Annotated in this window: 11 protein-coding genes and 1 tRNA gene; 7 read left to right on the forward strand and 5 right to left on the reverse strand. The window is 59.9% G+C overall.

Going from position 1 to position 12675, the window contains the following annotated elements:
- Positions 1 to 43 precede the first annotated feature (43 nt).
- The 7 genes from pal (at position 44) to nadA (ending at position 5928) form a co-directional block, all read left to right on the forward strand.
- Entirely contained in the window at positions 44 to 544 is a 501-nt protein-coding gene (gene pal / locus BM110_RS17855) for a peptidoglycan-associated lipoprotein Pal (protein WP_003209827.1), read from the forward strand.
- 6 nt (positions 545 to 550) lie between these two features.
- Positions 551 to 1381: a tol-pal system protein YbgF gene (gene ybgF / locus BM110_RS17860; RefSeq protein ID WP_071489396.1), complete on the forward strand. Its 831-nt coding sequence runs from the start codon at positions 551 to 553 to the stop codon at positions 1379 to 1381.
- Between the two features lie 165 nt (positions 1382 to 1546).
- On the forward strand, positions 1547 to 2194 hold the full coding sequence (gene queE / locus BM110_RS17865; protein ID WP_058423265.1) for a 7-carboxy-7-deazaguanine synthase QueE: 648 nt from the start codon (positions 1547 to 1549) through the stop codon (positions 2192 to 2194).
- 16 nt (positions 2195 to 2210) lie between these two features.
- Positions 2211 to 2885 carry a 7-cyano-7-deazaguanine synthase QueC gene (gene queC / locus BM110_RS17870; protein ID WP_071489524.1) on the forward strand — a complete coding sequence of 225 codons (675 nt, stop codon included), beginning with the start codon at positions 2211 to 2213 and terminating at the stop codon, positions 2883 to 2885.
- A gap of 63 nt (positions 2886 to 2948) precedes the next feature.
- Positions 2949 to 3024: transfer RNA gene (locus tag BM110_RS17875), tRNA-Lys, on the forward strand.
- A gap of 317 nt (positions 3025 to 3341) precedes the next feature.
- A complete protein-coding gene (locus tag BM110_RS17880; RefSeq protein WP_092246886.1) occupies positions 3342 to 4628 on the forward strand; it encodes an OmpP1/FadL family transporter in 1287 nt (428 codons plus the stop codon).
- Between the two features lie 241 nt (positions 4629 to 4869).
- On the forward strand, positions 4870 to 5928 hold the full coding sequence (gene nadA, locus BM110_RS17885; RefSeq protein ID WP_060754176.1) for a quinolinate synthase NadA: 1059 nt from the start codon (positions 4870 to 4872) through the stop codon (positions 5926 to 5928).
- A gap of 4 nt (positions 5929 to 5932) precedes the next feature.
- On the opposite strand, the gene BM110_RS17890 is transcribed toward nadA, so the two are convergent.
- From BM110_RS17890 to gcvP, 5 genes are all read right to left on the reverse strand, one after another.
- Positions 5933 to 6421 carry an RDD family protein gene (locus BM110_RS17890; RefSeq protein WP_071489399.1) on the reverse strand — a complete coding sequence of 163 codons (489 nt, stop codon included), beginning with the start codon at positions 6419 to 6421 and terminating at the stop codon, positions 5933 to 5935.
- A 96-nt stretch (positions 6422 to 6517) separates the two neighbouring features.
- Positions 6518 to 6733: a cold-shock protein gene (locus BM110_RS17895; protein ID WP_071496541.1), complete on the reverse strand. Its 216-nt coding sequence runs from the start codon at positions 6731 to 6733 to the stop codon at positions 6518 to 6520.
- A gap of 392 nt (positions 6734 to 7125) precedes the next feature.
- The gene (gene gcvT / locus BM110_RS17900) at positions 7126 to 8250 is read right to left on the reverse strand and encodes a glycine cleavage system aminomethyltransferase GcvT (RefSeq protein WP_093125244.1); all 1125 of its coding nucleotides are present in this window, start codon (positions 8248 to 8250) and stop codon (positions 7126 to 7128) included.
- Between the two features lie 39 nt (positions 8251 to 8289).
- Positions 8290 to 9666 carry an L-serine ammonia-lyase gene (locus BM110_RS17905; RefSeq protein WP_092246892.1) on the reverse strand — a complete coding sequence of 459 codons (1377 nt, stop codon included), beginning with the start codon at positions 9664 to 9666 and terminating at the stop codon, positions 8290 to 8292.
- Positions 9667 to 9826: 160 nt separating this feature from the next.
- Positions 9827 to 12667: an aminomethyl-transferring glycine dehydrogenase gene (gene gcvP / locus BM110_RS17910; protein WP_093513912.1), complete on the reverse strand. Its 2841-nt coding sequence runs from the start codon at positions 12665 to 12667 to the stop codon at positions 9827 to 9829.
- Positions 12668 to 12675: the final 8 nt, after the last annotated feature.

Consider the following 12675-nt stretch of genomic DNA (forward strand, 5'->3'; position numbering starts at 1 on the left):
AAAAGATTTGCTTAACACACTGGGGTTCATTAGGAGTTTCACGATGGAAATGCTGAAGTTTGGTAAGTTTGCTGCTCTGGCTCTGGCTCTGTCCGTAGCCGTTGGTTGCTCGTCTAAAGGCGGCGACAATGCCGGTGAAGGCGCAGCTGTTGATCCAAACGCTGGTTACGGCGCTAACACTGGTGCGGTTGACGGCTCCCTGAGCGAAGAAGCTGCTCTGCGCGCTATCACCACTTTCTACTTCGAATACGACAGTTCGGACCTGAAACCAGAAGCCATGCGCGCTCTGGACGTTCACGCGAAGGACCTGAAAGCTAACGGCGCTCGCGTTGTTCTGGAAGGTAACACTGACGAACGTGGTACTCGTGAGTACAACATGGCACTGGGCGAGCGTCGTGCGAAGGCCGTTCAGCGCTACCTGGTACTGCAAGGTGTTGCTCCAGGCCAACTGGAACTGGTTTCCTACGGTAAAGAGCGTCCAGTTGCTACTGGCCACGACGAGCAGTCCTGGGCTCAAAACCGTCGCGTCGAACTGCGTAAGTAATTCGTCATGCGAACGTGCCGTCGTGCTCTGACTGTATTGGCTCTCAGCCTCGCACCGCTTGCGGTGTGGGCTGCGGTTCCTGTGGAAGATAGCAACTCTGGCTATAACAATAGCGGGAGCAGTTATCCGCCAGCGGGTTATGGCACGAACGGCGCCTATGCGGGGGGAGCGGCTACGTCCGCTCCCTCGGCACAGGGCGAACTGTTCAACCAATTGCAACGCATGCAGGATCAAATCGCGCAGCAGCAAGGCGCTATTGAGGTACTGCAAAACCAGGTGAACCAGCTCAAGCAAGAAGGCCTGGAGCGTTACAAGGATCTTGATCAACGTATTGGAGCCGGCGTTCAACCTGCCGCAACTCCTGATAATTCTCCTGCCGGTGGCGCGCCTAGCGCTGCTGCCGGTGCAGCAGCAGGGGCGGCTGCCAGCCAAGCCCCTGCCGCGAGCAGCGAACCGGGTGATCCGGCGAAGGAAAAGCTGTATTACGATGCAGCCTTCGACCTGATCAAAGCCAAGGATTTCGACAAGGCCAGCCAGGCCTTTACCGCTTTCCTGCGTAAATACCCGAACAGCCAATATGCGGGCAACGCCCAATACTGGTTAGGTGAAGTCAACCTGGCAAAGGGTGACCTACAGGGCGCGGGCCAGGCATTTGCCAAGGTCAGCCAGCTGTACCCCAAGCACGCCAAGGTGCCGGACTCGCTGTACAAACTCGCTGACGTAGAACGCCGCCTGGGTCATACCGACAAGGTCAAAGGCATTCTGCAACAGGTGGTGGCCCAGTATCCCGGGACTTCCGCTGCCCAGTTGGCCCAACGGGACTTGCAGCGCTTGTAAGCGATGTTTGCCCGTTTAGAAGAAACCCGCGCCTGGCGCGGGTTTTTTCGTTAGAATCCACGCCCTTTTATGAAACACGCTTTTTGGGGTCTACGCGTTGGCGGGGTCCCTCAAAGTGCCTGACGGAGGCGGACAGCCTGTTTAGCTGTTACGCCCGTGGCGACTATGCAAGACACATTACGTATTACCGAAGTTTTTTACTCGTTGCAGGGTGAAACGCGGACGGCCGGCCTGCCCACAGTATTTGTGCGCCTGACCGGTTGCCCCTTGCGTTGCCAGTACTGCGACAGCGCCTACGCCTTCAGTGGTGGCACGGTGCGCACCCTCGATGACATCCTGGAGCAGGTTGCCGGCTACAAGCCGCGCTACGTTTGTGTGACCGGCGGTGAGCCGCTGGCCCAGCCCAATGCCATCCCATTGCTCAAGCAGCTGTGTGACGCCGGTTACGAGGTCTCCCTGGAAACCAGTGGCGCCTTGGATATCTCTGCAGTTGACCCCCGCGTAAGCCGGGTAGTCGACCTCAAGACCCCCGATTCCAAGGAATCGCATCGCAACCGCTACGAGAACATCGAGCTGTTGACGGCCAACGACCAGGTCAAGTTCGTCATCTGTTCGCGTGACGACTACGACTGGGCGAACTCCAAGCTGATTCAATACGGGCTGGACCGCCGTGCAGGCGAAGTGCTGTTCTCACCAAGCCACCATGACCTGAATGCACGTGACCTCGCCGATTGGGTGGTTGCGGACAATCTGCCGGTGCGCCTGCAATTGCAGTTGCATAAATACCTTTGGAACGACGAGCCAGGACGCTGATATGACTGAACACACCATGGATCAAAAACGCGCGGTAATCCTGCTGTCCGGCGGCCTCGACTCCGCCACGGTGGTTGCCATGGCGCAGGCGCAAGGCTACAGCTGCTACACCATGAGCTTCGACTACGGCCAGCGTCACCGTGCCGAGTTGAACGCTGCGGCCCGCGTCGCCCGCGACATGGGCGTGGTCGAACACAAGGTGATTGGCCTGAACCTCAACGGCATCGGCGGCTCAGCACTGACCGACAGCAGCATCGATGTGCCAGAAACCCCCGGTGAAGGCATCCCGGTGACCTACGTGCCGGCACGTAACACGGTGTTCCTGTCCCTGGCGCTTGGCTGGGCAGAGGTACTTCACGCTCGCGACATTTTCATCGGCGTCAACGCGGTGGATTATTCAGGTTACCCTGACTGCCGTCCGGAGTTCGTCGAGTCGTTCGAACGCATGGCCAACCTGGCGACAAAGGCCGGTGTAGAAGGGCAGGGCTTCCGTATCCTGGCGCCGCTGCAAAACCTGAGCAAGGCTGACATCGTGAAGGCAGGCGTAGGACTTGGCGTCGATTATTCGCTGACTGTTTCCTGCTATCAGGCAGACGATGACGGCCGTGCTTGTGGGAAATGCGACAGCTGCAGACTGCGTGCAGAAGGCTTCCAAGCCGCCGGAATTACTGACCCAACGCGTTATTTCTGATTTATTTCAAATAAGGTGTTGAATAATCCTTAGAAATCAGTATTATACGCGCCACCACACAGCGGGTCGTTAGCTCAGTTGGTAGAGCAGTTGGCTTTTAACCAATTGGTCGTAGGTTCGAATCCCACACGACCCACCATTTTTGGCGGTTTAGAAAATCCGGAAGGCCCACGCAAGTGAGGATTTCCGGGTTTTTTTTTGCCTGCCTGAAAACCCGACAGCCCCAGGCCAACGAAAAGCCTGGGGCTTTTTTGCGTCTGCGCGAGGCTGACGCTATCGCCGAAACCCGTAGGTCACAATCGGGTTTCAAGGTCATTACTGGAAACGAAAAAACAGGCAAAGTCTTTGAAATGCATAGAATTGTCCGACAATCCTGCGCATGAAAAACTCTTCATAAACCGGCCGCTCGAACGTTGGTAGCTTCCCCATCGCTGCCCCACAATTCGAGTCCTAATAATGAATAACAAAACTCTTAAAGGCGCCTTGGCGCTCGCCGTTTCCCTTGCCTCAACCCCGTTGTTCGCCGGTGGTTTCGCGCTCAATGAACAAAGCATCAGTTCAATGGGCACGGGCTACGCCGGTCGTTCCTCCTCCGCCGAAGACGCCAGCACGGTGTTCGGCAACCCCGCCGGCATGTCGCGTCTGAAGCAGAATGAAGTCAGCCTCGGCGCGACTTACCTCGATGCCAAATCCAACATCAAGGACGCCAGTTCCTCGCAGTTCGGTGCCAACAACCCAGGCACCAATAAGGGCGACATGGTGCCCGGCATTGCCGTGCCGATGGGGTACCTGGTCACGCCCATTGATGAGCACTGGGCGTTCGGCCTGGGTATCTACGCGCCGTTCGGCCTGGTGACCGACTATGAGCACAGCTTCCAGGGCAATGGCTTTGGCAACAAGAGCAAGGTCCAGGTCATCACCGTGCAGCCGACGGTCAGCTATGCCTTCAACGACAAAGTGTCGGTGGGCTTTGGCCCGACCTTCAATCGCATCAGTGGCGAGCTGGATTCCAATGTGCCGCTGGGTGGCGGAGCCGGCGAAAGCGTGAAGGTCAAAGGCGACGACAACGCCACCGGGTTCAATGCCGGTCTCCTGGTGCAGCCCCTTGAAAGTACGCGCATCGGTGTGACCTATCACTCGCAGGTGGTCTACCACCTCAGCGGCAAGACCCACGCGTCCGGTTTGATCTCCGATGCCTTCGACGGTGGGCCACAAAAGTATGACGCCAGCCTGGATGTGACTACGCCCTCTTCGGTGGATTTCTCGGTAACCCATCAACTCAATGATGACTGGACCTTGTACCTCGGCAGCACCTACACCCGTTGGAGCCAGTTGAAGAAGATCACCATCAACAACGACGGGGTCTCCGACCTCACCGCTCAATTCGGTGGCCTGGGTTCGATCACCGAACAACAGCATTGGCATGACACCTGGTCCCATGCCATTGGCGCGGCCTATCGGGTCAACAAAGAACTCGTACTGCGGACCGGTTTCTCGGTGGACCAGACGCCTACCAACAACACCGACCGCTCCGTTCGAATTCCTACGGGGGACCGCACTGTTTTCAGCTTGGGTGCTGGCTGGACGCCCGTCGATAACCTGACCTTCGATGTGGCGTATTCCTACCTCAAGGAAGAACCGATCAAGGTGCGGCAGAACCTTTCCCAGGTTGGCCTGACTTACGATGCCAAATATGAAAACAGTGCCAACGGGTTCGGTGGCTCGGTGACTTACCGTTTTTGATAAAAAAACCGGCGGTAAATACGGGAAGCCCATGTGGGGCTTCCCGTTTTTTTTGCCCGACGCAGGCGCAGGCGAACACCAGATTAGGCTTTTGAAACCATTCGATATTCTGTAGCCTTGCCGAGCTTCACCTTAACCCGTGCTTGATGAACACAATCACTTCGTCCGGCGGCGCCCGAAGGGCTCCAGAGCCGGTGGTACACTCGACTTTCGCGCAACTGCGCCTGCAGGTCTTGCGAACATGACGCAAATTTCCGAACGCCTTCTGGTTCAAGCCCACCTCGACGCCAAGCAGCCCAAGGCCCTCAGCGCCGATGAAGAGGCGAGCCTGCGCACTGCCATCGCCGCCGAGCTCAAGGCTCAGGATGCGGTGCTGGTTGCCCACTTCTACTGTGACCCGGTGATCCAGGCCCTGGCCGAAGAAACCGGTGGCTGTGTCTCCGACTCCCTGGAAATGGCGCGCTTCGGCGCCGCTCACCCGGCCAAGACCGTGTTGGTCGCCGGTGTGCGTTTCATGGGCGAGACCGCCAAGATCCTCACCCCTGAAAAACGTATCCTCATGCCCACCCTGGAAGCCACCTGCTCCCTGGACCTGGGCTGCCCCGTCGATGAGTTCTCGGCGTTCTGCGACCAGCATCCCGAACGCACCGTGGTGGTGTATGCCAACACCTCGGCGGCGGTCAAAGCCCGGGCGGATTGGGTGGTGACGTCAAGCTGCGCGCTGGAAATCGTCGAAAGCCTGATGGACAACGGCGAGACGATCATCTGGGGGCCGGACAAACACCTGGGCACTTACATCCAGCGCCAGACCGGTGCAGATATGCTGCTATGGGACGGCGCCTGCATCGTCCACGAAGAATTCAAATCCAAGCAGTTGGAAGACATGAAAGCGCTGTACCCGGATGCGGCCATCCTGGTGCATCCGGAATCGCCGACATCGGTGATCGAACTGGCGGATGCCGTAGGCTCGACCAGCCAGCTGATTGCCGCGGCCCAACGCCTGCCGAATAAAACCTTTATCGTCGCGACCGACCGCGGCATCTTCTACAAGATGCAGCAACTGTGCCCGGACAAGGTCTTCGTCGAGGCGCCTACCGCCGGCAATGGTGCGGCGTGCCGCAGTTGCGCGCATTGTCCATGGATGGCAATGAACACGCTGGAGCGCACGTTGCAGTGCCTGCGTGAAGGCAGTAACGAGATATTCGTCGAGCCTTCGGTGATCCCGCAGGCTGTGCGTCCGCTCAAGCGCATGTTGGACTTTACCCAGGCCGCGCGCTTGAAGCTGGCGGGTAACGCCTGAGTCGCTACTTTTTCTGTTTGGGGATACGAACCAGCTGGCTGTCGGAATAGATGTCATGCCAGCTGCGTTTGCGCTTATCAAACAGCGACCAGATAAACCCCAGCCCTACGCACAACCACGACGCAATCGACACCACGAAGCGCAGCAACGCCTGCCACAGGCTGATCCGCGAGCCGTCAGCGTTCTGCACGCGTACGCCCCACACCTGCATGCCCAGGGTCTGGCCGGAATGAGTCCAGAACTTGGCGAAGAAGCCGAACAGCACAAACAACAGGATCGTCGACAGCAACGGGTCGCCGTCCAGCGCGCCGGATTCGGTGAGGGTGCGCATCCTGGCTTCACCGACAAACGCGATCCAGATCAGCTTGTAGATAAACGCGGTGACGATCAGCAGTGCGGTGCATAGCAGGAAATCATAGAACATCGCTGCCAGGCGACGGCCCAGGCCAACGGCGGGGAATTCGCCTTGCGGGCTCAGCAGGGGTTTCGACATGGCAGGGCTCTCTTATGAAAAAAAGCCATTTTACGAGCAAATGCACATAAAAAAGCCCCTGATGTCACCATCAGGGGCTTTTTGTCGCAGAAGAACTCAGTGGTTTTCTGCTTGTACTTCGTCAGCCTGCATGCCCTTCTGGCCTTGCACAGCAACGAATGTCACTTTCTGGCCTTCTTTCAGGCTCTTGAAGCCGTTGCCCTGAATAGCGCGGAAATGCACGAACAGATCCGGACCGCTTTCTGGAGTGATAAAACCAAACCCTTTCTCGTCGTTAAACCACTTGACGGTACCGCTCTGACGTTCAGCCATTTTCTTATTTCCTTGACGCTAAAAATTAATGACAGCCCCTTTCGCATGAAAGAGTACTGGGCTGGGTTGCAGGAAAGTAAGAGACGTCGAACGGGTTGTAGCGGACTTCTTCAGCTACTGCCCAGGTCCAGGTTCCAAGCGACCCATGCAAACACAGTGGGCAAACTCTACGCCAACTAATAGAGAAAAAACAAGCCCTGCCAAAAGCCCAGGTTTTGCTGGGGCTCATGACACTTGGTTGAACAGTGTGGAACTGACTTATTCGATAGAGTTGGTCACTTGTTATAGGTTGAACCCTCTATAAAAGACTATCGGAAGTGCACTGTTTTATGGCGGTTGCGTTACAGATTAGTGCACGTTAACGCAACCTCGTTACTTATAGAAACAGTCAATCAGCCACGATAGTAACGTTGTGGCACAAATGGCATTTTACTTACACGAAGTGGCACCTTTTTCCCACGCACCAGCGCAGAGACTTCGGTATCCAGTGCAATAAAAGCGCTGTCCAGGTAACCCATGGCGAGCGGGCCGCCGAGGGTCGGGCCGAAACCACCGCTGCACACACTGCCGATCACGGTGCCGTCTGCGTCGACAATTTCCGCGCCTTCACGCACGGGTGTGCGCTCCTGTGGCAGCAGGCCTACACGTTTGCGGCTCACGCCGGTTTGCTGCTGGGTGAAGATCTGGTCGGCGCCAGGGAAGCCACCGGCACGTGCACCGTCGGCACGGCGGGCCTTCGAGATAGCCCACAACAGGCTGGCCTCGATGGGGGTGGTGTCGGTGTTCATGTCGTGGCCGTAGAGGCACAAGCCGGCTTCCAGGCGCAACGAATCGCGGGCACCCAGGCCGATGGCCTGTACTTCGGTCTCGGCCAGCAGGCTGCGCGCCAGGCTTTCGGCATTGGCCGCAGGTACGGAGATTTCGAAGCCGTCTTCACCGGTATAGCCCGAACGGCTGACATAGCAGTCCACGCCCAGCAGGCGCAGGGCGGCGAATTGCATGAAGGTCATCTTGGTGACTTCCGGTGCCAGGCGCGCCAGCACCTTGACCGCGGCCGGGCCCTGCAGCGCCAGCAACGCACGCTCTTCGAAGAGCGGCTCGATGGTGCACTGGTCGCCGATGTGTTGGCGCAGGTGCGCGAGGTCCTGATCCTTGCAGGCGGCATTGACCACCAGGAACAGTTCGTCGTTACCCAGGTTCGCCACCATCAGGTCATCGAGAATGCCGCCCTGCTCATTGGTGAACATCGCGTAGCGCTGCATGCCCACCGGCAGGTCGATGATGTCGACCGGCACCAGGGTTTCCAGGGCCTTGGCAGCGTTGGCGCCGGTGAGGCGGATCTGGCCCATGTGGGACACGTCGAACAAACCGGCTTGATCACGGGTGTGCAGGTGTTCCTTCATCACGCCCAGTGGGTATTGCACCGGCATGTCGTAGCCGGCGAAGGGCACCATGCGTGCGCCCAGTTCGAGGTGCAGGGCGTGCAGAGGGGTTTTCAACAGGGTTTCGGTGGACATATTCAGCTCCTGAAAAACGTGCTGGCGCGCTGTTAGGCGTCAGCACTCGATAATGTTGACCGCCAAACCGCCGCGGGCGGTTTCCTTGTATTTGCTTTTCATGTCGGCGCCGGTCTGGCGCATGGTGCGGATCACTTTATCGAGGGACACAAAGTGCTGCCCATCGCCGCGCAAGGCCATGCGCACTGCGTTGATCGCCTTGACCGAGCCCATGGCGTTACGCTCGATGCAGGGCACCTGCACCAGTCCGCCAATCGGGTCGCAGGTCAGGCCGAGGTTGTGTTCCATGCCGATTTCGGCGGCGTTTTCCACCTGGGACACGCTGCCGCCCAACACTTCGCACAACGCACCGGCGGCCATGGAACAGGCCACGCCGACCTCGCCCTGGCAGCCGACTTCGGCGCCGGAGATCGAGGCGTTTTCCTTGTACAGAATGCCGATGGCGGCCGCCGTGAGCAGGAAGCGCACTACGCCATCCTCATTCGCGCCGGGAATGAAGCGCATGTAGTAATGCAGCACCGCCGGCACAATCCCGGCCGCACCATTGGTGGGCGCCGTGACCACGCGCCCGCCGTTGGCGTTTTCTTCATTGACCGCCAGGGCGTAGAGGTTGACCCAATCGAGCACCGACAACGGATCGCGCAACGCCGACTCCGGGTTCTTGCACAACTGGCGATGCAGGGCCGCCGCGCGACGCTTGACCTTCAATCCACCGGGCAGAATCCCTTCGTTGCGGCAACCGGCGTCCACGCATTCCTGCATCACCTGCCAGATTTTCAGTAGGCCGGCGCGGGTTTCCGCTTCCGGGCGCCAGGCGCTTTCATTGGTCAGCATCACCTGGCTGATGGACAGCCCATAGGTGGTGCAATGGCTCAGCAAGTCCTTGGCGTGCTTGAACGGGAAGGTCAGGGGTGTGGCGTCTTCGACAATCCGGTCGGCACCGGCGGCGTCCTCATCCACCACAAAACCGCCGCCCACCGAGTAGTACTCGCGGCTGCGAATCTGGATGTTGGCGGCGTCGAAGGCACGGAAAATCATGCCGTTGGGATGGTAGGCGAGGGGTTTGCGAATCATCGCCAGGTGTTCTTTCTCGTTGAACGCAATGCGGTGTTCACCGAGCAGATTCAGGTGGCCGTCCTTGCGCATCTGCGCCAGGCGTGTTGCCACGGTTTCGGTATTCACGGTGTCCGGGTGTTCGCCTTCCAGGCCCAGCAACACGGCTTTGTCGCTGCCGTGGCCTTTGCCGGTGGCGCCCAGCGACCCATAGAGTTCCACCTTGACGCAGGTGGTGGCGCCCAGCAGGTGGTCACGCTTGAGACCCTCGACGAATCGAGCGGCCGCACGCATCGGGCCGACGGTGTGGGAGCTGGAGGGGCCAATGCCAATCTTGAACAGGTCGAACACGCTAAGGGACATGGTTGTTCTCCGGTTTCTTATTATTTTCTGAAAGTTGACTCGATCTAGTGTGGGAGGGGGCTTGCCCCCGATGACAGTGTGTCAGTCAGCTTATCTGTGGCTGATGCACCGCAATCGGGGGCAAGCCCCCTCCCACATTTGTACCCAATGCATCCTTTGGTTATGCGTAGCTCTCGATCGACGGGCACGCACACACCAGATTACGGTCACCAAACACGTTGTCGACACGCCCCACCGGCGGCCAGTACTTGCCTTCGATCAACGATGGCACTGGATACACCGCCTGTTCGCGGGTGTAGGGGTGGGTCCACTCACTTACCAGTTCAGCTGCGGTGTGGGGTGCGTTTTTCAGCGGGTTGTCGTCCTTGTCCAGCGTGCCGTTCTCCACTGCGCGGATTTCTTCGCGGATGGCGATCATGGCGTTGCAGAAACGGTCCAGTTCCTCCTTGGATTCGCTTTCGGTCGGCTCGATCATCAAGGTGCCGGCCACTGGGAACGACATGGTCGGCGCATGGAAGCCGAAGTCGATCAGGCGCTTGGCCACGTCATCCACACTGATGCCGCTGCTGTCCTTCAGCGGGCGCAGATCCAGGATGCATTCGTGGGCCACCAGGCCGTTGCTGCCGGTGTACAGCACCGGGTAGTGCTCTTCCAGGCGACGGGAAATGTAGTTGGCATTCAGGATCGCCAATTGCGAAGCGCGCTTGAGGCCTGCGCCGCCCATCATGCTGATGTACATCCAGGTGATCGGCAGGATGCTCGCGCTGCCGAACGGCGCGGCGCACACCGCGCCTTCCTTGCGTTCCATGGCCGCGTGGCCGGGCAGGAACGGCGTGAGGTGCGACTTGACGCCAATCGGGCCGACGCCCGGGCCGCCACCGCCGTGGGGGATGCAGAAGGTCTTGTGCAGGTTCAGGTGGGACACGTCGCCGCCGAACTTGCCCGGGGCGCACAGGCCGACCATGGCGTTCATGTTGGCACCGTCGATGTACACCTGGCCGCCGTTGTCGTGAATGATGCCGCAGATTTCGCGGATGCCTTCTTCGAACACGCCGTGGGTGGACGGGTAGGTGATCATCAAGGCCGCAAGGTGCTCGCGGTGCTCGATGGCCTTGGCGCGCAGGTCTTCGATGTCGACGTTGCCACGTGCGTCGCACGCGGTGACGACCACGCGCATGCCGGCCATGTTGGCGGTCGCCGGGTTGGTGCCGTGGGCCGATGACGGGATCAGGCAGATGTCGCGACGTTCCTCGCCACGGCTCTGGTGGTAGGCGCGAATGGCCAGGAGGCCGGCGTACTCACCTTGGGAACCGGCGTTCGGTTGCAGTGAGATCGCGTCGTAGCCGGTGGCCGCGCACAGCATGGCTTCCAGCTCGGACGTCAATTGCAGGTAGCCGGCGCTTTGTTCGGCCGGGGCGAATGGGTGCAGGGCACCGAATTCGGCCCAGGTCACCGGGATCATTTCGCTGGCGGCGTTGAGTTTCATGGTGCACGAGCCCAGCGGGATCATGGTGCGGTCCAGCGCCAGGTCCTTGTCGGCCAGTTTGCGCAGGTAGCGCATCAGCTCGGTTTCCGAGTGATAGCGGTTGAACACCGGGTGGCTGAGCACAGGCGACTGGCGCAGCAGGGCGGCAGGTAGGGTGCTGTCTACGCTGGCGTTGAAGGCCGGCAGTGACTTGCCGTCGGCGAAGATCGACCACAGGGCTTCGATATCGGCCTGGGTGGTGGTTTCGTCAACCGAAATACCCAGGCGCTCGGCGTCCACCACGCGCAGGTTGATGCTTCGTGCGCGGGCCGTGTCGTGCAGGGCGGCGGTCTTGGCGCCAGTGTTCAGGGTAATGGTATCGAAGAAGTTGGCTTGTTCGACGGTCAGGCCCTGGGCGGTCAAGCCCTTGGCCAGGATCGCCGTCAGTTGGTGCACGCGCCGGGCAATCTGGGTCAGGCCCTTGGGGCCGTGGTACACGGCGTACATGCTGGCGATGTTGGCCAGCAGCACCTGGGCGGTGCAGATGTTCGACGTGGCTTTCTCGCGACGGATATGTTGCTCACGGGTCTGCATGGCCAGGCGCAGGGCCGGCTTGCCGAAACGGTCGACGGACACGCCGACCAGACGGCCCGGCATGTCGCGCTTGAACGCATCCTTGGTGGAGAAGTACGCCGCGTGCGGGCCACCAAAGCCCAGCGGCACGCCGAAGCGTTGCGCGCTGCCGATGGCCACGTCGGCGCCGAACTCGCCCGGTGGGGTCAGCAGGGTCAGGGCCAGCAGGTCGGCGGCCACGGCCACCAGGGCATTGGCGGCGTGGAAGCGCTCGGTCAGTTCGCGGTAGTCGAACACGTCACCGTTGCTGGCCGGGTATTGCAGCAGGGCGCCGAAGAATGGGCTGACGTCGGTCAGTTCACGCTCATCGCCGACGACCACGTCGATGCCCAGCGGTTCGGCACGGGTACGCAGCACGTCGAGGGTCTGCGGGTGGCTGTGGATCGAGGCGAAGAAGGCGTTGCTGCTCTTGTTCTTGCTCAGGCGCTTGCAGAAGGTCATGGCTTCGGCGGCGGCGGTGGCTTCGTCGAGCAGGGAGGCATTGGCGATCGGCAGGCCGGTGAGGTCGCTGATCAGGGTCTGGAAGTTCAGCAGCGCTTCCAGGCGGCCTTGGGAGATTTCGGGCTGGTACGGGGTGTAGGCGGTGTACCAGGCCGGGTTTTCCAGGAGGTTGCGCAGGATCGGCGACGGCGTGTGGCAGTTGTAGTAGCCCTGGCCAATGTAGGTCTTGAACAGTTGGTTCTTGCCGGCGATGGCCTTGATCTTGGCCAGGGCCTCGGCTTCGCTGAGGCCGTCTTCCAGGCCGAGCACGCTGGTGCCCTTGATGCTTTCCGGGATCACGCTGGCGCTCAGGGCTTCCAGGGAGTCAAAGCCCAGGCTGGCGAGCATCTGCTGCTCGTCTTCGTGGCGCGGGCCGATATGGCGGGCGATGAATTCGTTGGCGGTGGTGAGATTAACGGTCATGGCGCGCT

Origin of the sequence: Pseudomonas sp. NFPP28, assembly GCF_900115535.1 — a bacterium.
GTDB classification, from domain to species: domain Bacteria; phylum Pseudomonadota; class Gammaproteobacteria; order Pseudomonadales; family Pseudomonadaceae; genus Aquipseudomonas; species Aquipseudomonas extremorientalis.

Bases quoted from the DNA above. Each gene is read 5' to 3' on its own strand.
- gcvT (WP_093125244.1), bottom strand. From the start codon at position 8,250: ATGTCCACCGAAACCCTGTTGAAAACCCCTCTGCACGCCCTGCACCTC.
- ybgF (WP_071489396.1), top strand. From the start codon at position 551: ATGCGAACGTGCCGTCGTGCTCTGACTGTATTGGCTCTCAGCCTCGCA.
- pal (WP_003209827.1), top strand. From the start codon at position 44: ATGGAAATGCTGAAGTTTGGTAAGTTTGCTGCTCTGGCTCTGGCTCTG.
- BM110_RS17890 (WP_071489399.1), bottom strand. From the start codon at position 6,421: ATGTCGAAACCCCTGCTGAGCCCGCAAGGCGAATTCCCCGCCGTTGGC.
- BM110_RS17880 (WP_092246886.1), top strand. From the start codon at position 3,342: ATGAATAACAAAACTCTTAAAGGCGCCTTGGCGCTCGCCGTTTCCCTT.
- nadA (WP_060754176.1), top strand. From the start codon at position 4,870: ATGACGCAAATTTCCGAACGCCTTCTGGTTCAAGCCCACCTCGACGCC.
- BM110_RS17895 (WP_071496541.1), bottom strand. From the start codon at position 6,733: ATGGCTGAACGTCAGAGCGGTACCGTCAAGTGGTTTAACGACGAGAAA.
- queC (WP_071489524.1), top strand. From the start codon at position 2,211: ATGGATCAAAAACGCGCGGTAATCCTGCTGTCCGGCGGCCTCGACTCC.
- BM110_RS17905 (WP_092246892.1), bottom strand. From the start codon at position 9,666: ATGTCCCTTAGCGTGTTCGACCTGTTCAAGATTGGCATTGGCCCCTCC.
- gcvP (WP_093513912.1), bottom strand. From the start codon at position 12,667: ATGACCGTTAATCTCACCACCGCCAACGAATTCATCGCCCGCCATATC.
- queE (WP_058423265.1), top strand. From the start codon at position 1,547: ATGCAAGACACATTACGTATTACCGAAGTTTTTTACTCGTTGCAGGGT.